General features: G+C 67.2%; 21 protein-coding genes and 1 riboswitch. Of the genes, 3 read left to right on the top strand and 18 right to left on the bottom strand.

Annotated features, from left to right (window positions below; all coding sequences use genetic code 11):
- Positions 1-40: 40 nt before the first annotated feature.
- The 13 genes from GONAM_RS08295 to GONAM_RS08355 form a co-directional block, all read right to left on the bottom strand.
- Entirely contained in the window at positions 41-1060 is a 1020-nt protein-coding gene (locus GONAM_RS08295; protein ID WP_006866308.1) for a gluconeogenesis factor YvcK family protein, read from the bottom strand.
- The gene (gene rapZ, locus GONAM_RS08300) at positions 1057-2007 is read right to left on the bottom strand and encodes an RNase adapter RapZ (protein ID WP_006866309.1); all 951 of its coding nucleotides are present in this window, start codon (positions 2005-2007) and stop codon (positions 1057-1059) included. The genes GONAM_RS08295 and rapZ overlap by 4 nt, the downstream gene beginning before the upstream one ends.
- Positions 2000-4090 carry an excinuclease ABC subunit UvrC gene (uvrC, locus tag GONAM_RS08305; RefSeq protein WP_006866310.1) on the bottom strand — a complete coding sequence of 697 codons (2091 nt, stop codon included), beginning with the start codon at positions 4088-4090 and terminating at the stop codon, positions 2000-2002. The genes rapZ and uvrC overlap by 8 nt, the downstream gene beginning before the upstream one ends.
- 10 nt (positions 4091-4100) lie before the next feature.
- Positions 4101-4565, bottom strand: coding sequence for a PH domain-containing protein (locus GONAM_RS08310; RefSeq protein ID WP_006866311.1), 465 nt, complete (start codon positions 4563-4565; stop codon positions 4101-4103).
- Complete coding sequence (ribH, locus tag GONAM_RS08315) at positions 4562-5074, bottom strand: 6,7-dimethyl-8-ribityllumazine synthase (RefSeq protein WP_006866312.1); 513 nt, start codon at positions 5072-5074, stop codon at positions 4562-4564. The genes GONAM_RS08310 and ribH overlap by 4 nt, the downstream gene beginning before the upstream one ends.
- Entirely contained in the window at positions 5071-6384 is a 1314-nt protein-coding gene (locus GONAM_RS08320) for a bifunctional 3,4-dihydroxy-2-butanone-4-phosphate synthase/GTP cyclohydrolase II (RefSeq protein ID WP_006866313.1), read from the bottom strand. Before GONAM_RS08320 ends, ribH begins: the two co-directional genes overlap by 4 nt.
- A 38-nt stretch (positions 6385-6422) precedes the next feature.
- Positions 6423-7064: a riboflavin synthase gene (locus tag GONAM_RS08325; RefSeq protein ID WP_006866314.1), complete on the bottom strand. Its 642-nt coding sequence runs from the start codon at positions 7062-7064 to the stop codon at positions 6423-6425.
- Between the two features lie 44 nt (positions 7065-7108).
- A riboswitch (FMN riboswitch) is annotated at positions 7109-7265 on the bottom strand.
- 94 nt (positions 7266-7359) lie between these two features.
- A complete protein-coding gene (gene ribD, locus GONAM_RS08330) occupies positions 7360-8385 on the bottom strand; it encodes a bifunctional diaminohydroxyphosphoribosylaminopyrimidine deaminase/5-amino-6-(5-phosphoribosylamino)uracil reductase RibD (protein WP_006866315.1) in 1026 nt (341 codons plus the stop codon).
- An 8-nt stretch (positions 8386-8393) separates the two neighbouring features.
- Positions 8394-9098 carry a ribulose-phosphate 3-epimerase gene (rpe, locus tag GONAM_RS08335; RefSeq protein WP_040535795.1) on the bottom strand — a complete coding sequence of 235 codons (705 nt, stop codon included), beginning with the start codon at positions 9096-9098 and terminating at the stop codon, positions 8394-8396.
- Positions 9099-9947: 849 nt separating this feature from the next.
- On the bottom strand, positions 9948-12455 hold the full coding sequence (locus GONAM_RS08340) for a TPR repeat domain-containing protein (protein ID WP_006866318.1): 2508 nt from the start codon (positions 12453-12455) through the stop codon (positions 9948-9950).
- Positions 12455-12760 carry a hypothetical protein gene (locus GONAM_RS08345; RefSeq protein WP_040535798.1) on the bottom strand — a complete coding sequence of 102 codons (306 nt, stop codon included), beginning with the start codon at positions 12758-12760 and terminating at the stop codon, positions 12455-12457. The genes GONAM_RS08340 and GONAM_RS08345 overlap by 1 nt, the downstream gene beginning before the upstream one ends.
- Positions 12761-12857: 97 nt before the next feature.
- Positions 12858-13451: a GNAT family N-acetyltransferase gene (locus GONAM_RS08350; RefSeq protein ID WP_006866320.1), complete on the bottom strand. Its 594-nt coding sequence runs from the start codon at positions 13449-13451 to the stop codon at positions 12858-12860.
- A gap of 32 nt (positions 13452-13483) precedes the next feature.
- Positions 13484-14821, bottom strand: a complete 1338-nt coding sequence (locus tag GONAM_RS08355; RefSeq protein WP_006866321.1) for a 13E12 repeat family protein — start codon at positions 14819-14821, stop codon at positions 13484-13486.
- 112 nt (positions 14822-14933) lie between these two features.
- On the opposite strand from GONAM_RS08355, the gene GONAM_RS08360 reads away from it, so the two are divergent.
- The 3 genes from GONAM_RS08360 to GONAM_RS08370 are packed head-to-tail and all read left to right on the top strand — an operon-like array spanning position 14934 to position 16386.
- Positions 14934-15269, top strand: coding sequence for an ArsR/SmtB family transcription factor (locus tag GONAM_RS08360; protein WP_006866322.1), 336 nt, complete (start codon positions 14934-14936; stop codon positions 15267-15269).
- Positions 15266-15745, top strand: a complete 480-nt coding sequence (locus GONAM_RS08365) for an SRPBCC domain-containing protein (protein ID WP_006866323.1) — start codon at positions 15266-15268, stop codon at positions 15743-15745. Before GONAM_RS08360 ends, GONAM_RS08365 begins: the two co-directional genes overlap by 4 nt.
- Complete coding sequence (locus GONAM_RS08370; RefSeq protein WP_006866324.1) at positions 15742-16386, top strand: dihydrofolate reductase family protein; 645 nt, start codon at positions 15742-15744, stop codon at positions 16384-16386. Before GONAM_RS08365 ends, GONAM_RS08370 begins: the two co-directional genes overlap by 4 nt.
- 4 nt (positions 16387-16390) lie before the next feature.
- Here GONAM_RS08370 and GONAM_RS08375 read toward each other — a convergent pair whose 3' ends face one another.
- From GONAM_RS08375 to coaBC, 5 genes are all read right to left on the bottom strand, one after another.
- Entirely contained in the window at positions 16391-17806 is a 1416-nt protein-coding gene (locus GONAM_RS08375; RefSeq protein ID WP_006866325.1) for an RsmB/NOP family class I SAM-dependent RNA methyltransferase, read from the bottom strand.
- Positions 17803-18762, bottom strand: coding sequence for a methionyl-tRNA formyltransferase (gene fmt, locus GONAM_RS08380; RefSeq protein ID WP_006866326.1), 960 nt, complete (start codon positions 18760-18762; stop codon positions 17803-17805). Before fmt ends, GONAM_RS08375 begins: the two co-directional genes overlap by 4 nt.
- Positions 18763-20721: a primosomal protein N' gene (locus GONAM_RS08385; protein ID WP_006866327.1), complete on the bottom strand. Its 1959-nt coding sequence runs from the start codon at positions 20719-20721 to the stop codon at positions 18763-18765.
- 69 nt (positions 20722-20790) lie between these two features.
- Positions 20791-21999: a methionine adenosyltransferase gene (metK, locus tag GONAM_RS08390; RefSeq protein ID WP_006866328.1), complete on the bottom strand. Its 1209-nt coding sequence runs from the start codon at positions 21997-21999 to the stop codon at positions 20791-20793.
- A 123-nt stretch (positions 22000-22122) separates the two neighbouring features.
- Positions 22123-23382, bottom strand: coding sequence for a bifunctional phosphopantothenoylcysteine decarboxylase/phosphopantothenate--cysteine ligase CoaBC (coaBC, locus tag GONAM_RS08395; protein WP_006866329.1), 1260 nt, complete (start codon positions 23380-23382; stop codon positions 22123-22125).
- Positions 23383-23389: the final 7 nt, after the last annotated feature.

Genomic DNA, 23389 nt, shown 5'->3' on the forward strand with positions numbered 1-23389 from the left:
CCCACACGTCCCTGAAGAAAACGCCGAATCATCGCCTGTGTCAGGCGTCCGCCCGGTCAGCGTAACGGTTCGATTCACCTTCGCACAGTTCGTTCACCACGGCGGCGACTTTCGCCGGGTCATGGACCCGACGACCGGGTACGGCGACATCGCCGACGTTCAGTTCGGCGCCGAAGAGCCCCGCCGCACGCACGAGATGCTCTCGTTCACGTCCGGCGGGCACCGACGACGCATCGACAAGGACGTTGTCGACACGGAAGGTGTCGGCGTGCGCGTGCAGGACGTGCAGATGCCGCTCCACCGAGAACCCCGGGGTCTCCCCCGGTTCGGGCGCGAGGTTGACCACCAGCACCTTGCGGGCGGCGGTGCGCTGCAGCGCCTTGAGCTGTTCGGGCACCAGCACGTGCGGGATCACGCTGGAGAACCAGGAGCCGGGCCCGAGCATCACGAGATCGGCGGATTCGATTGCCTCGACGGCACTCTCGCAGGCGGGCGGATCCTCTGGGATCAATCGCACGCGGCGCACCTTGCCGGGCGTCGTCGCGACCGCCACCTGTCCGCGGATCTCCCGGCTGATGCGGGGGTCCGCCTCGAGTCCGGAGACGTCGGCCTCGATGTCGAGCGGGACGGTTGACATGGGCAGCACCTGACCGACGATCCCGAACATCGACCGGAGCTCCTGCAGCGCGGCCACCGTGTCGCCGAGGACCTCCGTGAGTCCGGCCAGCATCAGGTTGCCGATGGGGTGTCCGGCGAGGGCTCCGCGACCGCCGAAGCGGTGCTGCAGCACCTCGGCCCACAGTTCGTGGCGCCGACGGGTGTCGGGATCGCCCGCGGTTTGGAAGTCCTCGAGCGCCTTGGGTGCAGACATCAACGCGGCCAGCGCCATCCGCAGGTCCCCCGGCGGGATGAGCCCGAGTTCGGCACGGAGTCGGCCCGACGACCCGCCGTCGTCGGCGACCGTCACCACCGCGGTGATGTCGGTGCTGAGGTAGCGCATGGCGGTCAGCGTCGCGTACAGGCCGTGGCCGCCGCCGAGTGCGACGATCTTCTGGGTCATTCGCGCCCCAGATCGCGGTGCATCACGCGCACGTCGTAGGAGGCCACGCCGGAGTCGTCGACGGTCTTGCGGAGTCGTCGGGCGAGTTCCTCGGAGATGGCGACGCTGCGGTGTTTGCCACCGGTGCAGCCGACGCTGATCGTCATGTACCGCTTGCCTTCTCGCAGGTATCCGCGACCGACGATGGACACCAGGCCGGTGTAGAGGTCGAGGAAGTCACCGGCGTCGGGCTGGCCGAGGACGTAGTCACGGACCGGCGCCTCCTGCCCGTTGTGGTCGCGCAGGTCGTCGATCCAGTGCGGGTTGGGCAGGAACCGCACGTCGGCGACGAGATCGGAGTCGATGGGCAAACCGTACTTGAATCCGAAGGACTGCACCGCGATGCTCAACCGCGGTTCGGTGTCGCCCGGGGACACCCCCTCCACCACGGAGCGGAGCTTGGCCGCGGTCAGCGCCGAGGTCTCCACGACCAGGTCGGCGACGTTCTTGATCGGCGCCAGGATCGCGCGTTCACGGGCGATCCCCTCGATGAGGGTTTCCTTGCCCTGCAGGGGGTGTCGGCGACGCACCTGCTCGAAGCGGCGCACCAGCGCCTCCTCGCTCGCGTCGAGGTAGAGCAACCGGGTACGAATCCCCGACTCCTCGAGGCTGTCCCGCAGCTGCTCGAGTTCATGCGCGAGGTTGGGGTGGGAGGCGCGCAACACCATCGCCAGCCGGGTGATCGTCGGATCGTTCTCCCGCACCATCCCGACCATCGTCGAGATCAGCGACGGCGGAACGTTGTCCGCGACGTACCAGCCGTCGTCCTCGAGCACGTTGGCCGCCGTGGATCGGCCTGCACCGGACATGCCGGTGACGAACAGAACGGTGAGTCCGTCGGGCACCTCGCCGTTCCGGACCCCTCCGTTCAGCTGCTGGTCGTGTTCGGCCTCGGCCTGCTCACTCATCGACACCTCGTCCCGCGTCACCGGTCACCACCGTCATCTCTGCCTCGTTCACCGCGTCGGACACCACCGTCTCCACCGGCACCGCCTCGGAAGCCACCGGTTCGGACTCGGGCACCGCCTCGACGACGGTGTCACCGACGAGCGCGCTCTGCACCGCACGTGCGGTGGTCAGTCCGATCCCCGGGACCTGGGCGATCTCCTCCAAGGATGCCTCACGCAGACGCGCAACCGACCCGAAGTGGGTCACCAGCGCGGTGCGCCGTGTCTTCCCGAGACCCGGGATACCGTCGAGCGCCGAGGCGGTCATCCGCTTGCTGCGCTTGCTGCGGTGAAAGGTGATGGCGAACCGGTGCGCCTCGTCGCGAACGCGCTGCAACAGGAACAGCGCCTGGCTGCTGCGCGGCAGGATCATCGGGTCGTCCTCGCCGGGCACCCACACCTCCTCGAGTCGTTTGGCGAGCCCGATGACCGCGACGTCGGTGACGCCGAGCTCATCGAGGACCGCCGCGGCCGCATGCACCTGCGGTGCACCGCCGTCGACGACGAACAGGTTGGGCGGGTACGCGAATTTCCTTGGCTGCGCAGGGGTCTCGGGCACGGCGTCGACCTCCCCCGACTCGGGCGGCGGCGCATCGCGGTCGGCACGGTGCCGGAGGAATCGGCGGCGGGTCACCTCGGCGATCGACGCGACGTCGTCGGAGTGGCCGTCGCCGGCGGCATGACGGATCGCGTAGTGCCGGTAGTCGGACTTGCGCGGCAGCCCGTCCTCGAAGACGACGAGAGAGGCGACGACGTCGGTGCCCTGAACGTGCGAGATGTCCACACACTCGATACGCAGCGGCGCCTGATCGAGCATCAGGTTCTCCTGCAGCTCGGTGAGGGCTGCCGAGCGGGTGGTGAGGTCACCGGCGCGGCGGAGCTTGTGCTGGGTGAGCGCTTCGCCGGCGTTGCGGGCGACGGTCTCGAACAGCGCCTTCTTGTCTCCACGCTGCGGCACCCGCAGTTTGACCCTGCTCCCCCGCAGTCCGCACAGCCACTCCTCGAGTTCGGTTGCGTTGGCGGGCAATTCAGGGACCAGGACCTCACGCGGAACGGACTCGCCGTGTGCGCGGTTCTCGCCGACGTCGACGGTGGCGTCGAAATCGACCTGCGCACCGTAGAACTGGGTGATGAACTCGCCGATGACGTCACCGTCGGTGCCGTTGTCGCTGCGTTCGACGACCCAGCCACGCTGACCGCGGACGCGTCCGTCGCGCACGTGGAAGACCTGTACCGACACCTCGAGTTCGTCGCCGGCGATCGCCACGACATCGGCGGTGGTGCCGTCGCCGAGGACCACGGCCTGCTTCTCCATGGCGCGTCGGAGGGCACCGATGTCGTCGCGTAGACGGGCTGCGCGTTCGAAGTCGAGATCTTCGGCCGCAGCGGTCATGTCGCGTTCGAGCTTGCGGATCAGCAGGTCGGTGCGGCCGGCCAGGAAGTCGCAGAAGTCCTCGACGATCTCACGGTGCTCCTCGGCGTCGACGCGGCCGATGCAGGGGGCGGAGCACTTGTCGATGTAGCCGAGCAGGCACGGGCGGTCGATCTGGCGGTGCCGTTTGAACACGCCCGCCGAGCAGGTGCGCGCCGGGAACACCCGCGTCAGCAGGTCGACGGTCTCGCGGATCGCCCAGGCATGTGCGTACGGACCGAAGTAACGCACGCCGCGGCGGCGCGGCCCGCGGTAGACGAACAGCCGCGGGTATTCCTCGTTGAGGGTCACGGCGAGCATCGGATAGCTCTTGTCGTCGCGGTAGCGGACGTTGAACCGCGGATCGAACTCCTTGATCCAGTTGTATTCGAGCTGGAGCGCCTCGACCTCGGTGCCCACGACGGTCCACTCGACCGACGCCGCCGTCGTCACCATCTGGCGGGTGCGCGGGTGCAGCGAGGCGATGTCGGCGAAGTACGAGGTCAGACGCGACCGGAGGTTCTTGGCCTTGCCCACGTAGATGACACGACCGTGTTCGTCACGGAACTTGTACACCCCGGGATCGGTCGGGATGGTTCCGTGAGCAGGACGGTAGGTAGTCGGGTCGGCCACGTGTTCCAGGCTAGTTGGCGGGTCGGACGGTCCCGCGATAGCGCTCTTCGAGCTCGCGGAACCGGGCCATCGCCTCGACGGCCCGCGGGCCGTCGTTGCCCTGAACGGCCAGGACGGTGATGTGTTCGTCGGACGGGAACAGCAGCCAGGCGCCGTAGCCCTTCTCCGGGTAGGTCAGTCCGAGCACCTGGTCCCAACCGAACAGCCGGACCGGTACGAGGTTGCGCACCTCGACGCCCTCGGCCCCGACGCGCAGCCGCGGACGGGTCAGCAGGAGGATGGCGCCGGAGACGAGGACGCCGATCAGGATGATCGCGACCTGGTCGGAGCCGCCGAGGTTGCGGACCCCGACGTCCTCGACCGTCAGCAGCAGCCCGAAGGTGATGTGGATGGCCATCACGATCACGGCCGCGATGATCGCCCAGCGGGGCAACTTACGCGGCCGATAGACCAGGTCCCATCGCGGGGAGGTCACGCCGATGCTCCTCCGACCGCGTTCGGCAGGGCCTCACCGCGTGCCAGTGCACGCAGGGTCAGTGCCGACGCCAGTGCGGCGACGGTCGCCTGGGCGCCCTTGTCCTCGGTCGAACCGGGCAGGCCCGCGCGGGCGATGGCCTGCTCCTCGGTGAGCGTGGTCAGCACGCCGTTGCCGACCGGGGTCGACTCGTCGAGCGAGACGCGGGTCAGACCCGCGGTCACCGCGTCGCACACGTACTCGAAATGCGGTGTCTCACCCTTGATCACGACGCCGAGCGCGACGACGGCGTCGTGGGTGCGGGCCAGCGCCTGCACGATGACCGGCAACTCGATCGCACCTGCCACCTGCACGATGGTCGGCTCGGTGACACCGTTCTCGTTGGCCGCGCGGACCGCGCCGTCGAGCAGTGCGCCACAGATCTTCTCGTGCCACTGCGACGACACGATCGCCAGCCGGAGCTTGCCGGCGTCGGCGAGTTCGAGGGTCGGTTCTCCGTGGCCGCTCATGCAGGGGCTCCTTCAGATGCATCGTCACCGGTGTGCGCAAGGTCGTCGAGGCCCACGAGGTCGTGTCCCATCCGGTCGCGCTTGGTGCGAAGGTAGCGCAGGTTCTCGGCGTTGGCGCGCACCGGCATCGGCACACGGTCGACGATGTGCAGGCCGTAGCCGTCGAGGCCGACGCGCTTGGCCGGGTTGTTGGTGAGCAGACGCATCGACGACACACCGAGATCGACGAGGATCTGGGCGCCGAGACCGTAGTCACGGGAGTCGGCGGGCAGACCCAGTTCCAGGTTGGCGTCGACGGTGTCGGCGCCGGCGTCCTGCAGCTGGTAGGCCTGCAGCTTGTGCAGCAGACCGATGCCGCGGCCCTCGTGGCCACGCATGTACAGGATGATGCCGCGGCCTTCCTCGGCCACCATCTCCATCGCGGCGTCGAGCTGCGGACCGCAGTCGCAGCGCAACGAGCCGAAGACGTCGCCGGTCAGGCACTCCGAGTGCACGCGGACGAGGACGTCGTGTCCGTCGTCGCTGGAGATGTCGCCCTTCACCAGGGCGACGTGCTCGACGTCGTCGTAGACGCTGGAGTAGCCGACGGCGCGGAAGTCGCCGTGACGGGTGGGGATCCGGGCGTCGGCGACGCGCACGACGTGCTTCTCGTGACGACGACGCCATGCGATGAGGTCGGCGATCGAGATCATGGCGAGGTCGTGCTCGTCGGCGAAGACGCGCAGCTCGTCGGAGCGGGCCATCGAGCCCACGTCCTTCTGGCTGACGATCTCGCAGATGACACCGGCCGGTGCCAGGTCGGCGAGGCGGGCCAGGTCGACGGCGGCCTCGGTGTGGCCGGGACGACGCAGCACGCCGCCCTCCTTGGCGCGTAGCGGGACCACGTGGCCGGGACGGGTGAAGTCACCCGCGGTGGCCTCCGGGTCGGCGAGCAGACGCATGGTGGTGGCGCGGTCCGAGGCGCTGATGCCGGTGCCGATGCCCTCACGGGCGTCGACGGTCACGGTGTAGGCGGTGCCGTGCTTGTCCTGGTTCATCGAGTACATCGGGGGCAGACCGAGACGGTCGCAGGCGTCGCCGTCGAGCGGCACGCACAGGTAGCCCGAGGTGTAGCGGACCATGAAGGCGACGAGCTCCGGGGTGGCCTTCTCGGCCGCGAAGATCAGGTCGCCCTCGTTCTCCCGGTCCTCGTCGTCGACCACGACGACCGCCTTGCCGGCGGCGATGTCGGCGATGGCCCGTTCGATCGAGTCGAGCTGGACTCGTTCGTCGGTGGTCGCGTCTTCACCATCACGCGGCGATTCGCTCATCAGAACCTCACTCGTTGTGCTCATTTCGGCCGCTGTGCTCATTTCGTCTCGGTGACTTCAAGCGCAGGGACAGCTGGGGTATTTCCGAGGTGCAGACGTTCGACGTACTTGGCGATCACGTCGACCTCGAGGTTGACCACGGTGCCGGGCTTGGTTGCACCGAGGTTGGTCTCGTTGAGGGTGGTGGGGATCAGGCAGATCTCGAACCACGAGTCGTCACCCGATCCGCCGACGGACGAGACGGTCAGCGACACACCGTCGACGGTGATCGAGCCCTTCTCCACGAGGTAGCGGGTGAGCTTCTCCGGCACGCCGATGCGCACGACGGTCCAGTTCTCCGAGGGGCTCACGGACAGGACGCGACCGGTCCCGTCGACGTGGCCCTGCACGATGTGGCCGCCGAAACGCCCGTTGGCGGGCATGGCGCGTTCGAGGTTGACGGTGCTGCCCGCGTCGAGGTCGGACAGCGAGCTGCGACTAAGCGTCTCGCCCATCACGTCGACGGTGAACTCGCCCGGTCGGAGGTCGACGACGGTCAGACACACACCGTTGACCGCGATGGAGTCGCCGTGGCCGGCATCGGCGGTGACGATGGGTCCCCGCACGGTGAAGCGGGCTGCGTCAGAGAGATCCTCGCGGTCGGCGATGACGCCGAGTTCCTCCACGATTCCGGTGAACACGCACTCCTCCTGCTCGCTCGGAGCAGACAGGGCGGCACTGTGTCGCCTGTTCTCTCGCATCCGGACTATGACCGTCGGCTTCGGAATCGCACCGAATCTGCTGTCCCTGTCTTCCGACAGGCGCTCGCGGGCTGGAAGGTGCATATCCATAGCACCCTCATCACCGCCGGTGGGGAATCTCACCCCGCCCCGAGAACTGGTGATATCGACGCTAGCACGATGCACGAACGGAGTCGCATTGGAATTTCGCTGAGCGAAACAGTCTGGCCCCGGTGTGTCGCGCATCTCGCCCTGCTCAGACCTGCGCCGATGGCCGCACAGAGCGGGCCAGTGTGACCAACACGTCATTCCCGAGCGTCGTGACCTCGCGGGTCTCGAACCGTCTGGCGTCGCCCAGAGTGGTGACTCCCGGGATCTCGACGGAACTGCGTCCCGCGCCCAGGACCATCGGCGCCACGTAGGCGTGCACCTCGTCGACGAGGTCGGCGGCGAAGAAGGCGCCGAGGATGTGCGGCCCGCCCTCCACCAGGACCCAGAGTGCGTCGGGCAGTGCGGCGAGGACGTCAGCCGGGTCGTGGGAGTCGACCTGGACCAGCGGTCCCCCGGTGTCCCCGCGGAGGTTGGCGTCGGCCGGTAGGTCGCGGTGTCCGAGCACCACGCGCGCCGGCTGGTGCGGATAGAGCCCACCGTCGGCGGTGCGGGCGGTGAGAGTCGGGTTGTCGGCACGGGCCGTGCCGGTGCCGATGACGATGGCGTCGAGGCGTGATCGCTGCTCGTGGGCGTGGTCGCGGGCGGCGGGACCGGTGATCCACTGGCTGGTGCCGTCGGGAGCAGCGATCCGGCCGTCGATGCCGGCCGCGATCTTGGCGGTGACCATCGGCCGCCCGAGCCGCTGTCGGGTGAGCCACGGACGCAGTGGACCGTTCTCCACGACGTCGGCCGCGACTCCCCCGGTCACGCGGATGCCGGCGGCCCGGAGGGTGTCGGCGCCACCCGCGGCGACGGGGTTGGGATCGCTGACCGCGTAGTGGACCTCGGCGACGCCGGCCTCGATGAGTGCCTGCGAACACGGACCGGTGCGTCCGGTGTGGTTGCAGGGTTCGAGCGTGACGATCGCGGTGCCGCCCCGTGCGGCGTCACCCGCCGCACGCAAGGCCATGACCTCGGCATGCGGGCCGCCCGGCGGTTGGGTCGCGCCGACGCCGGCTACAGTGCCGTCAGCGGCCAGGATCACCGCTCCGACAGGCGGATTGGGTGAGCTGACACCCATGGCCGCATACGACGCCTCGACTGCGCGGACCATGGCGGCGGCGATGTCCATGTGTCAGGTCAGATGTCGCTGTGGGCGCGTGCGGTCGCGGCGGACTCGCGGAGGGCGGCGACGGCCTGGCCGGGGTCGGCGGCACCGTAGACCGCCGATCCGGCGACGAAGCAGTTGATTCCGGCCTCGGCCGCCTCTTCGATGGTGTCGGCGTTGATGCCGCCGTCGATCTCGACGAGCAGCCTCAGATCCTCGGAATCGATGAACTTCCGGATGGCGCGGGCCTTCTCGAGAACCTCCGGGATGAACTTCTGCCCACCGAAACCGGGTTCGACGCTCATGATGAGCAGGGTGTCGAAGTCGCGGAGGATCTCCAGATACGGCTCGAGCGCGGTGCCCGGCTTGATCGACAGACCCGCCTTCGCACCGGCGGCGCGGATGTCACGGGCGACGCCGATCGGATTCTCGGTGGCCTCCGCATGGAAGGTGACGTTGTAGGCGCCGGCCTCGGCATACGGCGGCGCCCAGCGCTCCGGGTTCTCGATCATCAGATGGCAGTCGAGCGGGATGTCGGTGGCCTTCAGCAGGCTCTCGACGATCGGCAGACCCAGCGTCAGGTTCGGCACGAAGTGGTTGTCCATCACGTCGACGTGCAGCCAATCGGCACGGGTGGCACCGGGCTTGGCAACAGCAGCCGCCTCGTCGGCGAGATTCGCGAAGTCCGCGGACAGAATGGACGGAGCGATCATGGGCGCGTTACCAGCGGTGCACATGGTGGACAAGTGTAGGGCGAGTGGGTTGGTGCGAACGAAGGCGTCCGGGTGTCTCAGACTCCGTTGGCCGGCCACCCTGGGGATGGAGGCAGAGTCGGCCAGGGCTGCGATCCCTCCTCGACGCCCACCACGGGTAGATCCGGATTCGGGGGGAGGGCATCGCACGCCACGATATCGGCCCGGTTCTCGGGTCCGACGCCGAGTCGGTCGTAGAAGATGACCCGCCAATCTCCGAACACGGAATGCGAAGGAGCTCTCCTGGTGCCTTCTTGTTTCGCTGGCGGGCTTCCGCCCTCCGACCGCGTGAATTCGATCGTGACCGGATATCCCCACGGCTCCCCGATTTTCTTCCACACAGAATCGCGGGACGGAGACCGTTGATTGATCGACTGGCTCTCACTCCGACATAGAATCAGGCGGCTCGTGGCGCCATTGTCTACGCGTCGTAGCGGACGATAGAAGACGGTATTGACGACCTTGCGAGTGGCGCTGTTGCTCATAACTTTCGTGACCTGTTCGTCAATGCCCTCCGGGGATGCGTCGACGAACCCGGGGTACCCCCACTCAGTGGACTGCCCTTCGAAAGCGAGTTCAAAGGACTCGGTGTAAGCACGAACGAACGTTCCCTCCGCACTCATGAGATCGAGGGACTCTGCGGGTGCCCAACGAAAGGAGATATCCAGGTTAGGCGGCAGGCCGGCGTCTGCCGACGGAGTCGCAGCACGCGACACGTCTGAAAATGTCGATGAGTCTCGAGGCACACCACAACCGGCAACTACGACGGCGATAGCCGCAACGAGTAAGCGTCCGACGACTTGCGCTTTCCTTGAAACTCTCGCCTGCACGCGTTCACCTCTTGTAAGCATGTTCGAAGTTCTCGTTATGTCGGAGCGCAAATGAGTTCATGTCGGAATTCAGCAAGCGCTGAGCATAGGACGCTGCCCTACTATCATCGGCCACCGCAGGCATCGTTTTGGTTTGTTTCATCTCCTCAAAATCGATGTCGCCGTTCGACGAAAACAGCTTCCGAAATTCTGGATCATCAGCTATTTCGGGATGCGAACTGAAGTAACCTTCCAGAATCTGCGTGTATTTGGCGTTGGGATCAATCTGCGACGTGTACATCTCTGTTCGCAACTCTTGTAGTTCAGGGTCCGCGATTATTGTGTCCGGGTCGGTGGGCAGTCCCGAGAAATGCAGTTGTGCCTGCGGAGCTGCGCCGGCGAGCAGAAGGTTCACAGCAGGATCCAAACCCGGCACTGCGGAAAGCAGACCAGCCGCGCTCTCGAACAAGGCGCCCCTGACAGCAGCCTCGCGTGCCGCCGAGTGACGACCGTCGATCTTGGTCTCTTCAATGTGAGAGTCGAGACCGCTCGCCATCGCCCCCTCCAAGCGACCAGTGATCTCGCCGAGGCCGTAGTTGTGTGGATTGCGACCGAGCTCTTCCTGCAGAGTGTCGATTTGCAGCGCACTTAGAGAATTGACGATTTTCCCTGCATCAGCGTCAGAGTTCAATATCTGAAAGGTCGCCTTCAGATCCACTAGGTCCACTTCCGAGGCCCCATGCGAGTTGAACAGTTGTGGATCTGCTCCGCCCATCACGGCAGTGTGCGGGCCTATCGCCGCAGCGAGCGTTCGAGCCAACTCGCCATTCAGCTCTCCGAGAGCACGCTTATCGTCCCCGATGTCGATGAAAGCATCCTTATGGTCGCCGAAATATTGCGTGAGCGAAGTAGCGATTTCTCCAGCACGCTTACTATCGGCCAGCAACTCGAACGAACTCCCGTCCGAGGCATACGCGGAACCGGGCATCCAGTTGAACAGCTTGTTCACCCCGGAATTTTCGTTCCCCGCACCGTCTGTCCAGTCGTAGGTGAACAGATGCTTCAACATCTCAGCATCCTTGAAGGAGCGCTCGTTGCCGTCCAGGTCGTAAACGGGCGGCATGGAACCGGCCGATGTGCCGCCGGTAGCTGACATCACAGCATCATGCACGGCGATATGGTCACCGCCGGCGACGTCCAGCATCCGGGTCAGGAGACCCTCTGCGTCCGCCTTCGATACGTCGTTATGGTCGAAATACCCAGGGTTCGAGACGTACTCGCCTCGTCCTGCGGCCGCAATTTCTCCCGCTCGCGCGACCAGGGCCCGGTCGACGTCGCTACCGAGCTGTACCGACTCGCTCCCGTAGACGCTCCCGTTCGGATCAACCGAGCGATGCTCAAGGATGCCCACAGCAGTCTTGAGCCCGTCGAAGGTCTTCAGGTCGGCCACCGACCTGTGCCCGCCGGAGTGGGTTCCGCCATCGGGCGCTGCAATATGACTTTTGGTGGCAGCGGGACTCGTCAAGACGTCCCGGATCGGCGGCGGGACCTGGCTGATACCACCTGTTACAAATACCCGCTGGCCGCCCCCATAGATTTCCATGAAGGGGTTCGACTGCGTCTGGTCAGACCTGAGCTGTGGATTCCCAAGCAAGAACACGCCATCGGCGAGCCCTCGTTTGAGGGCATCGCGCTCATCCCCGGAATATTCGTCACCGAAACGCTTCAGAGCGTCGAGCGAGTAAGGCGCCGAACCCTCTGAGCTCTGACCCCAATTGGGCGTGTAGATGGCCTTCAGATAATCGAACTGCTCTTTCGAGATGACCGCTTCTTCACCGCGTGTCAGCGCCGCGCGCTGTTCGGGCGTCAGACTGGTCGCTCGGTAGAAGCGTTCCTTCTGCTCCGGTGTCGCAGTCCCGCTCATGATCGCCTGGACGTCGCGACTTGCTTGCCCGGCGGAGAAGCTCGAGCTGAGCGGAGCGTTGATCTCGGCGTTGCCGAAGACCACGTTCAGTGCGCGGGCACCGTTACGGTCGTCCTCCCCGATCTGGTCTGCCAGCGACTGCAGCGACAGCGTCGCTGTCTTCGCCTCCTCGGCGCGCCTGGCCTGGTCGTTCCGAATCGACTGTTCGGCCGCGCTTCCGGCCTCCACACCGTTCAACTCCGAGGCGTAGTCCCGAGCGTCGCGCACGGTCCAGTCATCCGAGACGCCGAACTTGTCGAGTTCCAGGCCGAGCGCCTTCGTCAGAGCAGTGCTTCGGTTGGGGCTGATCGCGGCGGCCGTGTCGTGCAGCACCCTCGCGGCCGCGCTGAGTTCGGTGCCGAGCCTGTTGATCTCGTCTCGGTCGGACGTCGTACGGTCTTCGCACGCACGCTTGGATTCGCCCGACCAGCCCTCCACGTTCATGGGAGCATCGGCCATCGTCTTGGTCTGGGTTCGCAGGTGTTCGGCTGTCGTCTCCAGAGAGTCCGCAGCCTGGAGCAGGACCATCACGTCCCAGCTGTTGACGGTCGACCGTGTCGGACGGTTCATCAGAACACGGAAATGGCTCGGAAACCGCTCGCCAACTCTTCATCGGTGTCTGCGAACTCGGTCGCAACCTGGTAGCAGGTCTGCGAAACCGCGTCCATGCGAGCAGCTGCGCGACCGAGAAGAGTTCGAACGAGGTCATCTTTGCCGGCGCAGGCGCCATTGAATGCCGAACCCGGCATCGCCGCAGCTGCGTCAGCGAATCCGGTACTGCCCGACCAGAGCGCCCGGGTGGCATTCGAGCACTCGGCCAGCGTCTTGCCGACGCCCTCTATTGCACCCTTCTCGGCTTCCAGGCGATAAGTCACTGTGAGTCCCCCGTCCCCGGCATCAACACCTCTTGACACCCCTCCACTCAGACAACCTAGTACGAGACAGTACGAAGTGGGGATTCGACATCCACAATCACGGAACCCGGACCATGGCCCACACGTCCGGGCCGTCGTCGGGCAGAGAAACCTTCCCGGTCACCTCGAACCCGAGTCGTTCGTAGAATCTGACGTTCTCCGGGGATGAGGTCTCGAGGTATGCGGCATACCCCTCTGTCCGGGCCGCCTCGAGCCCTGGCTCGAGCACAGCTCTGCCGAGCCCTCGTGCCTGCGAATGTGGCGCGACCCCGACCGTGGCCAGATTCCAGACGGGTTCGGCCGGCCGGAGACCGGCGGTTGCCTCGTCGGCCCGCGCAGCGACGTTTGCTCGGTCTCCGTACAGGTCGACGACTCGGGATGCGATGTCGCCGAACGCCTCGTCGAGACCCGACGAGGACGGAGTGATCCACACCGCCACGGCAGCAAGGTCGTCCGAGACCCAGACGCGGCCGCACCTCATGCCGATCTCGGCGAGATACAACCGCTGCAGGGAATCGACGCGAGCGCCATGGTCACGCGCATCGACCGTGTGTCTGGTGAACGGGTAGTCGGCGAAGGCCTGGCCGAGCGTTTCTGCGGCAGCGTCGACGTCTTCCGGAGTCGCCGGTCGAATGGAAGGGCGGATCGTCACGCGAAGCGAGGTTACCCGGCGCCTCGCAGCACTCAAGCGACCGCGAGCAGCTGCAGCAGCTTCGTCTCGATCTTGCTGCGGTCAGGACTTCGGTGCCCGATCGCCGGCGGCGGGGCACTCCGATGCCGGTCGCCGGTCGGGGTGATGACGTCGATGACCCGGATGTCTCCGGCCATACGAACCGAATATCCCCAGCCGTCAGCCTCTTTCGCCCGATTGTGGGTGACACAGATGCCGTCGGCGTTGGCTTCGCTGGTCGGGCCGTCGTGTCGATGCGGTTTCGCGTGGTCGATCTCTGCGATCGGCGCGCCGCAGTACGGAGTTCGACAGCGCTGGTCTCGGAGTCGAACGAAGTGCGCGAGTGCGGCCGGGAAGGTTCGCGATCTCGACTCCATCGACACCAGTGCACCATCCGACGGACGTGCATAGATACGACGCAGCGTCGAGGCGGTCTCGCCATCGGGCGACACCGATGCGGCGACGAGTTCCCGTGCCACCGCTGCCGGGATCGGTCCGTACCCCTGCACTTCAGCCGCCGAATCGTTCAACCCGAGCAGACACTCGTCGGACATGATCATGTTCACTGCCACCGGCACCGGCGACGCTGCGGATCGACCGGTGACACGTTCGACCAGCGTGTCGGCCATGATCTGCGCGTGCGTGCGATCGTCGGTGCCGAGCACCGAGTCGGCGTGCTGCTTGAGCGAGGCATATACGGAGATCCCCTGCGTCATCGGCAACAACGCCGAAAGCTGGGTCATCAGATCCGGCGCCGGCCGCACGCTGACCCGCCGATCCTTCTCGGCCTTGGCCTTTCGCGCAACCACCGCGGCCGGTTCGAGTTCGTAGGCATGACGCTTTGCCCGGGCTTCGACCTCTCGATCGGAAGCACCCACCAGCGCCCGATGGTCGCGGCACACTCGGCGGTCGATCTCCTCCCGCGATTCGCGAGTCAGATAAGCGGTTTCGCGGACGAGGATCGTGGCACGCCACTCGGTGAGGACTCCGTCCGCGAGAGCCGCCATCGTATGCGGCATCTCATGTGCCAGGGCACGAGCGAACCCGAGGTACTGGCTCCCCTTCTGCGGTGAGGCCTTACGCGCCAACCCTATTTCGGCGGCAAGCCCCCGGCCCCTTCGCTGCGGCGGGACATTCCTCGCGGCCTCATCGGCTGCACGAAGCTGATCGAGGTTCGCGGTCTCACGCACCTGCGCCGCGGAACAGGCGGACTTCACCTCCTCGAGCAGCGTCAGTCGATGCACCGACTCGACCTCGTCGACGCCCGCAGCCATCCCGGCGAGGAGGTGTTGAAAAGCGCGAAGATCTTCCGTCGACAGGCCCGGGGTTCCGCCTGCGCGTGTTTCGTACATACATTCGATGATACTTACTTTCCCGCTGCTTCGACGTCGTTTTCCACAATCATACGAAGCTCCAATCACTTAGCCATTGAGTTCATCGACCCACCGTGCAACACTTAGCCACATGGCAAACAGTTCGGTCGCCCTCGACGAGATATTCGGTGCATTATCGGACCCGACTCGACGCGCCGTCGTCGAACGTCTCGGGCGCGGGTCTGCGAGCGTCGGCGAACTCGCCGACCCCTTCCCCATGTCCCTCCCGTCCTTCATGAAGCACCTGAGGGTTCTCGAGGAGAGCGGCCTGGTCATGACCAAGAAGACCGGGCGCACCCGAATGTGCACGCTCGACCGTCGACGCCTGCGACGCCTACAGACCTGGCTCGAACACCAGCGCATCGTCTGGACCGAACGCACCGACCGACTCGAAGCCTTCGTCACCGAAACCGAGGAGACATCATGATCGACCCCGAACTCGACCTGACCCTACAACGCATCATCCGCGCACCGCGGCAACGGATCTGGGACGCCTGGACGAAACCCGATCAGCTCGCGAAGTGGTGGACGCCCTCCCCGACCGTCACCCGGGTCGAGCGTCTCGAACCGCGTCCCGGTGGTGCACTAGTCACGCAGATGAGCGACGACGGCGAGACCTTCGTGCCCCACATGGACGCCGTGTTCCTGGTCGTCGACGACCACGAACGCCTGGTGTTCACCAACGCCGTCGACAGCTCGTGGCGGCCTGCGGAACCCGCACCCGTCCCCATGACCGCCGAGATCACCCTCGGCGAGCATCCCGACGGGACCGAGTACAGCGTCGTCGTGCGACACGGCAATCCATCCGATCGCGAACAGCATCACGATCTCGGCTTCTACGACGGCTGGGGCTCGGTCACCGCAGCGCTCGCCGGACTCGTCGAAAGCGAGGTGTCGCGATGAGAGTCACCGTCACCGAGTTCATGACCCTCGATGGCGTCACCCAGGGACCCGGTTCGGCCGACGAGGACACCTCCGACGGCTTCACTGCCGGCGGTTGGTTGGTCCCACACATGGACGAGACCTTCATTCAGCAGGCGTCGCAGTGGCTCGATCTCGCCGACGGACTGCTCCTGGGGCGTCGAACCTACGAGGCCTTCGCCAGCGACTGGCCGCAGATCACCGACCCCGGCGACCCGTTCACCGAGCGGATGAACGCCCTCCCCAAGTACGTGGTGAGCAGCACGCTCACCGAACTCCCGTGGCAGCCTGCGACTCTCCTCGGTGGCGCCGCGATCGAGGCGGTGTCTTCCCTGCGCTCGAGACCTAGCGGTGAACTGCAGGTCCACGGCAGCAACACCCTCGCCGCGTCGCTCCTCGAAGCCGGTCTCGTCGACGCATTGCGGCTGGTCGTCGCCCCGACCGCACTCGGCGCCGGGAGAGAGCTGTTCGGACGCAACGCAATCAGCCTGGGATTTCGGCTGACGCAGCACACCGCGACTCCCGCAGGACTCCTGATCCTCGAATACGAACCGACCGGCCAGGCGGCGGTAGCAGACCACGAGGGCGTCGTCGCCGCGGTCACTGCCTCGCACGGCAAGTGAACGATCAGTCCCGGGTCAGCGCCGCCAGGAACATCGCATCCGTGCCGTGGATATGCGGCCACAGCTGAACGTGCGGCCCATCGCCGAGAAGCTCCGGCCCGAGCTTGCCGACGGTCACCAGCGGGCGGGCGTCGAGTTGACGCGCACCTTGCACCGATGCCAGAACATCGGCGACCACCGACGTGGTCTCGGCCGGGTGCGGCGAGCACGTCGAATAGACCACCACGCCACCGGGTTTGACCAGCCGAAGCGCCTCGGTGAGCAACTCCTTCTGCAGCACGACGAGTTCATCGACATCGCCAGCTGTTCGGCGCCAACGGGATTCGGGCCTGCGGCGCAGCGAGCCGAGACCGGAACAAGGCGCGTCGAGCAGGATGCGGTCGTATCCGGGTTCGAGGCCGCTCGACCGGGCGTCGGCAACGTGGATGGTCACCGGCAGGTCGCTGACCACCTTGCGAATCAGTTCGGCGCGATGCTTCGACACCTCGATGGCATCGAGTCGGGCGGCATCGATCTCGGCGAGCGCACCGATCAGCGCGGCCTTGCCGCCGGGTCCGGCGCACATGTCGAGCCAGCGGCCGGAGTCGTCGGCGACCTCGGCGACCGTGACCGCACGCGCGATCAGCTGGCTGCCCTCGTCCTGGACACCGGCGTAGCCTTCGCGGATAGCGTCGACGTCACCGGGATCACCGCTGGGCAGGTACACGCAGTACGGCGAGAAGTTGCCTTCCTCTCCCCCGCTGGTCAGCGCCAGTTCCTCGGCGGTGATGTAGCCCGGCCGGGCGACCAGGTGCACGGGCGGCCGTTCGTCGTCGGCGGCGAGCGCCGCCTGCAACTGGCCGGCCGAACCGCCGAGTGCGTCGCGGAACACCTCCGCGATCCAGCGCGGATGCGCGTACTGGAAGGCCAGGTAGCCGACGAGGTCCTCGGCGGGCGACGGCGCGAGCTCCTCGACCCACATGTCCTCGTCCTTCTGCGACACCTTGCGCAGCACGGCGTTGGCGAAACCCGAAGGGCCCATGCCGTTCTCAGAACGTACGAGATCCACCGACGTCGACACCGCCGCATGGGAACCCACGCGCGTCCGCAGCAGCTGATAGGCGCCCAGCCGCAGCACGTCGAGCACCGGGCCGTCGATCTCCTCGACGGGCCGCTTGGCCGCCGCGGCGATCACCGCATCCAGCAGGCCCTGTGCACGTGCGGTGCCGTAGGCGAGTTCGGTCGCGAACGCGGCGTCCCGGCCCTCGATCTTGCGGTCCCGCAGCATCTTCGGGAGGACCAGGTTCGCGTAGGCGTCCCGCTCACGAACCGCGCGTAGCGTGTCCCGCGCCGCGACGCGGGCCGGGTCGAGGTCCTTCTGCCGGAACTTCGCGGAGTTGTTGTCCCGCTTGCCCCGGCTCGGTCGGCGATCCGCACTCATCCCAGTACCGTCCCATCGGTCAGTCGGGCGCCGCGCGCCCAGTCGGCGGCCGGCATCGGCTTCTTACCCGGCGGTTGTACCGTGCCGAGTTTCACCGGTGTCGAACCGGTTCCGACGAACACCGCCTTCTTCGTCACCGCGATCGCACCCGCGGGCAACGGCTCGGCACGAACCGATTCCGGTAGCGACGCATCGTCCTCCGCGACGGGACGCACCGGGCCCACCTTGATCCGGGCGTCGTCGAGACTCGTCCACGCCCCGGGCGCCGGCGTGTAGGCGCGGATGAGGCGATCGATGATGTGCGCGGGCAGATCCCAGCGGATACGCGCATCCTCGACCTCGACCTTGGGCGCGTGGCTGACGCCGGCCGCGGGTTGCGGTTCGGGGATGAGTCCCCCGGCCTCGATGCCGTCGAGCGTGTTGACGAGCAGGCCGGCCCCGGCGTCGGCGAGACGGGCGAGCAGGTCGCCGCTGGTGTCGGTCGGCCGGATGGTCTCGGTCAGGATGCCGTACACCGGCCCGGTGTCCAGGCCCTTCTCCAGCCGGAAGGTGCTGGCACCGGTCACCTCGTCACCCGCGGCGATCGCGGCCTGCACCGGCGCCGCTCCGCGCCACGCGGGCAACACCGAGAAGTGCAGGTTGATCCAGCCGTGGGTCGGCAGCGCGAGCAGATCCTCGGGCACGAGGCCACCGTAGGCGACCACTGCCGCGCAGTCCGGCGCCCAGCGTCGCAACGTCTCGGCGACATCGGGTTCGGACATCCGACGCGGGGTGATCACTTCCAGGCCGTGCTCGTCGGCGAGGACGCCGATCGGTGACCGCACGACCTTGCGGCCGCGACCCGACACCGCGTCGGGCCGGGTGATGACACCGACGACCTCATGCGACGGCGAGTCGAGAAGGGCCTGCAACGACGGCACGGCCACCTCGGGGGTGCCGGCGAAAACGATGCGCATTCATCCGATCGTAGGCGGGTCCACCTGGACCCGGATCGGCCCGGTCTGCCGGTGCGTGTTGCGTCGTGCCTGCCCGGCGGCGAGAGCCTCTGCCAGAAGCCGTCCGTGCTTGCGCGGCAGCCGCACCAGGATGCGGTCCATCTCGTCGTCCGCGGCGGCCTCCCACTCAGCGCTCCCAGCCGGCGGTCGCACCCCGGGCGGGAGCGGTACCGGCCCGAGAACGTCCGCACCCTCGGGCAGTTCGAGGTGTTCGACGAAGTCGGTGATGACCTGCGTGGGCCCGTCGACCGAGGCCATCGTGACCGCCGGCGGGAATCCCAGTTCGACGCGCTCGTTCAGTTGGAGCGACGCGAATCCGACAGGGTCCCAACGGATCAGCGCCTGGACAGGGGCCAGGGTCGAGTCGGCGACGATGACCACGCGGCCGCCCTCGCCATGCGGCCGGACCATGCCGGCCAACGCCATCCAGCGTCGGACGGCGTGTTCCTCCGCGCGTAGATCGGCACGGTCGAGTTGTGCCCAGGTGTCGACGACGATCGCCGCGCCGTAACCGTCTGGTGCGACCGGTTCGGCGCCCGGCGTCGCGACGACGAGTCGTGCGCCCGGTTCGATCTCGTCGAGGATGGTGTCGCCGCCGCTCGTGTGGACCGGCACACCTGCGAAGGCACGTCCCAGTTCCTCGGCGGTGCGTCGAGCGCCGGTGACCGTCGCGCGCACCTTCGTGTTGCCGCACTCGGGACAGCGGAAGACCGGCTCCGGGCGGCCGCACCAGCGGCAACTCAGACGCTGGTTGCCATCCATCTGCAGGGGTCCGTTGCACGCGCGGCATCGAGCGTGCTCGCGACACCGCGTACACGCCAGCGACGGCACGTAGCCGCGGCGCGGGACGCTGAAGACAACCGGCTGGTCGGCGGCGAACGCTGAGCGGGCCGCGTCGAAGGCGACCTCGGGGATCCGCGCGGACCTCGCCATCGGATCCCGGGCGATCTGGCGGTCGTCGTCGGAGATTGCCTGCACACGCGGACTGCGGTGGCGGACGAGCGGTCGGTCGGCGACGAGGTCGTGTGCCCACCCCGATGCGACGAGCGCCTGCGCCTCCGCGGTCCGGGCGAAGCCGCCGAGCACCAGTCCGCACCGTTCCTGATGCGACCGCAGGACCGCGACTTCACGCGGGTGCGGGTACGGCGCGCGGGGATCGGCCATGCTGTCGTCGCCGTCATCCCAGACGACGACGAGACCGAGGTCGGTGACGGGTGCGAACACCGCACTGCGCGTGCCGATCACGAGTTTCGCCGCACCGCGTCGTGCGGCGAGCCAGCGGCGGTACCGCGCGGTGGGACCGAGACCGGCGGCCAGCGCGACTCCCCGATCGCCGATGAGCGGTTCACATTCCGCCCACACCCGGTCGAGGTCCCGCTGGTCGGGCACGATGATGATGCAGCCGCGCCCGGCCGCCAGGGTCGTCGCGGCGAGTTCGGCGAGTCTGCGGGGCCAGTCCTCCCCCGGCAGCGCCTGCCACGCCGCACGCGGGTGCCCACCGTCGGCAATCGCCTCGAAGAACGACTCTGCCAGCGGGTAGCGTCGCCACGCCTCCGGGTCGGGCGCCTCGACGACGGTCGTCGGTTCCGGCGTCATCTCCTTTTCGGTGCGTGCGTGACGTGGCGGAATCGCCAGCCGGACAACATCTCCCATGGTGCCCGCATAGCGGTCGGCGACGGCGCGGCACAGCGAGGCCAGTTCCGGTGACAGGACAGGCTCGGCGGAGACGACACGGTCGAGCCAGCCCAGCTTGCCGGGGTGATCGCTCTTCTCGATCCGATCGAGCAGGAATCCGTCGATCAGACGACCGGCGAACCGAACGCGGACCCGCACCCCCGGAACCGCCGTCGCATCCTGATCGGAGTCGATCAGGTAGTCGAACGGTCGGTCGAGGTGTGCGAGTCCGAGTATGGGCAGCACACGGGCAACCGGCAGCGAATCAGCCGGGACCCGTGCGCCTTTCGGGGGCAGGGACTGCGCCCTTCGGGGTCAGAGTCCGGCGGCCGCGCGCAGCTTGTCCGCGCGGTCGGTCCGCTCCCACGGCAGATCGACGTCGGTGCGACCGAAGTGGCCGTACGCGGCGGTCGGACCGTAGATCGGACGCAGCAGGTCCAGGTCGCGGATGATCGCGAGCGGACGCAGGTCGAAGTTCTCCTTGATGACGCGCTCGATGACCGCCGGGTCGACGTGCTCGGTGCCGAAGGTCTCGACGAACAGACCGACCGGAGCGGCCTTGCCGATGGCGTAGGCGACCTGGACCTCGATGCGGTTGGCCAGGCCCGCGGCGACCGCGTTCTTGGCGACCCAGCGCATCGCGTAGGCGGCGCTGCGGTCGACCTTCGACGGGTCCTTGCCGGAGAAGGCGCCGCCACCGTGGCGGGCCATGCCACCGTAGGTGTCGACGATGATCTTGCGGCCGGTCAGGCCGGCGTCGCCCATCGGACCGCCGAGGACGAACTTGCCGGTCGGGTTGACCAGCAGGCGGTAGTCGGAGGTGTCGAGGTTCGGCAGGTCGATGTCGGCGAGAACGGCGTCGACGACCTGCTTCTTGATGTCGGGAGCCAGCAGGTTGTCGAGGTCGATGTCGGCGGCGTGCTGGGTCGACAGGACGACGGTGTCGAGACGGACCGGGATGTCACCGTCGTATTCGATGGTGACCTGGGTCTTGCCGTCGGGACGCAGGTACGGCAGCGTGCCGTCCTTGCGGACCTCGGTGAGACGACGCGACAGACGGTGCGCGAGTGCGATCGGCACCGGCATCAGCTCGGGGGTCTCGTTGGTGGCGTAACCGAACATCAGGCCCTGGTCGCCGGCGCCCTGGCTGTCGATCTCGTCCTCGGAGATCCCGCTGCGGCTCTCGTGGGAGTTGAAGACGCCGCCCGCGATGTCCGGGGACTGCGCGCCGATGGCGACGTTGACACCGCACGACGCGCCGTCGAAGCCCTTGGTCGAGGAGTCGTAGCCGATCTCGAGGATCTTGGCGCGGACGATGCCGGGGATGTCGGCGTAGGCCGTGGTGGTGACCTCGCCCGCGACGTGGACCTGGCCGGTGGTCACCAGGGTCTCGACCGCGACCCGGGCCTTCGGGTCGTCGGTGAGGATGGCGTCGAGGATCGAGTCGCTGATCGCGTCACAGATCTTGTCGGGATGTCCCTCGGTGACGGATTCGCTCGTGAACAGGCGTGACGAGGTGGTCATCAGATCCTCTCGAGATCTCGCGCGCGGATGGTTCCGGCGCCGTTTGGCAGGTATCGGCCGTCGTTGTGGCCGGTGGAGTCACTTTCAAAACTACACAGCAGGCAGTTGCTGTCGCGGCGCCGCTCAGGCCCCCCGACCATCAGGCACCAGTTGACGCACTTCGTCAAGTATCCGACTCGACATGAGTGTTTTAGATCCGAAGGGCAGAGCGGTCTCGTCACCCTTGGCCGACAGCAGCCAACCGGTGTTGTCCTCGGTGCCGAACGCCTTGCCGTCGCCGACCGCGTTCACCACGAGCAGGTCGCATCCCTTGCGGGCGAGTTTGGCCCGACCGTGTTCGAGGACCCCGCCGGTCTCGTCGCCGGTCTCCGCCGCGAAGCCGACGATCACTGTCTCGGACGGAATCCGACCGTCGTCCCGCGCCTCGACCAGCCCGCGGAGGATGTCGGGGTTGGTGGTGAGTTCGATCGGGGCCGGACCCTGATCGCCCTTCTTGATCTTGGCGTCGGCCACCGCGATGGGCCGGAAGTCGGCGACGGCGGCGGCCATGATGACGACATCGGCGTCGGCCGCCCGCTTGGTCATCTCCTCGGCGAGTTCCTGCGCGTTGGAGATCCGCACGATGTGGACACCGGCGGGATCGCCGGGGTCGGCGGTCGAACCGGCGACGACGGTGACGCTCGCGCCGCGCTGTGCGGCCGCGCGGGCCAGCGCGAATCCCTGCTTGCCCGAGCTGTGATTGCCCAGGTAGCGCACGGGATCGAGGGGTTCGCGGGTGCCGCCGGCGCTGATCAGTACGCGGACACCGTCGAGGTCGTACGGCAGGGCGTCGGCGCGGTCGAGGAGCAGCTCGCCGATGAGCGCGATCTCCTGCGGGTCAGGGAGACGGCCGCGGCCGGAATCCGTGCCGGTGAGCCGACCGGACGCCGGGGTCATGACCGTCGAGCCCTGTTCGCGCAGCGTCGCGATGTTGGCCTGGGTGGCCGGGTGCTCCCACATCTCGGTGTGCATGGCCGGCACGAAGAGCACCGGGCACCGCACGGTGAGCAGCGAAGCGGTAAGCAGGTCGTCGGCGCGTCCCTGAGCGGCGCGGGCCATGAGGTCCGCGGTCGCCGGCGCGATGATGACGAGGTCGGCGCCCTGGCCCAGACGCACATGCGCGACCTCGTCGACGTCGTCGAAAACGGTGGTGCTGACCGGATTACCGCTCAGTGCCTCGAAGGTCGCCTTGCCGACGAACTTGAGAGCGGCGGGGGTCGGCACCACGCGGACCTCGTGCCCGGACTCGGTGAAGTGGCGGATCACCGAACACACCTTGTATGCGGCGATGCCTCCACCGACGCCGATGAGGATCCGGCGTCGTGTCTTGGTCGGTTTGGTCATCCCGACG

Source organism: Gordonia namibiensis NBRC 108229 (assembly GCF_000298235.1).
GTDB classification, from domain to species: domain Bacteria; phylum Actinomycetota; class Actinomycetes; order Mycobacteriales; family Mycobacteriaceae; genus Gordonia; species Gordonia namibiensis.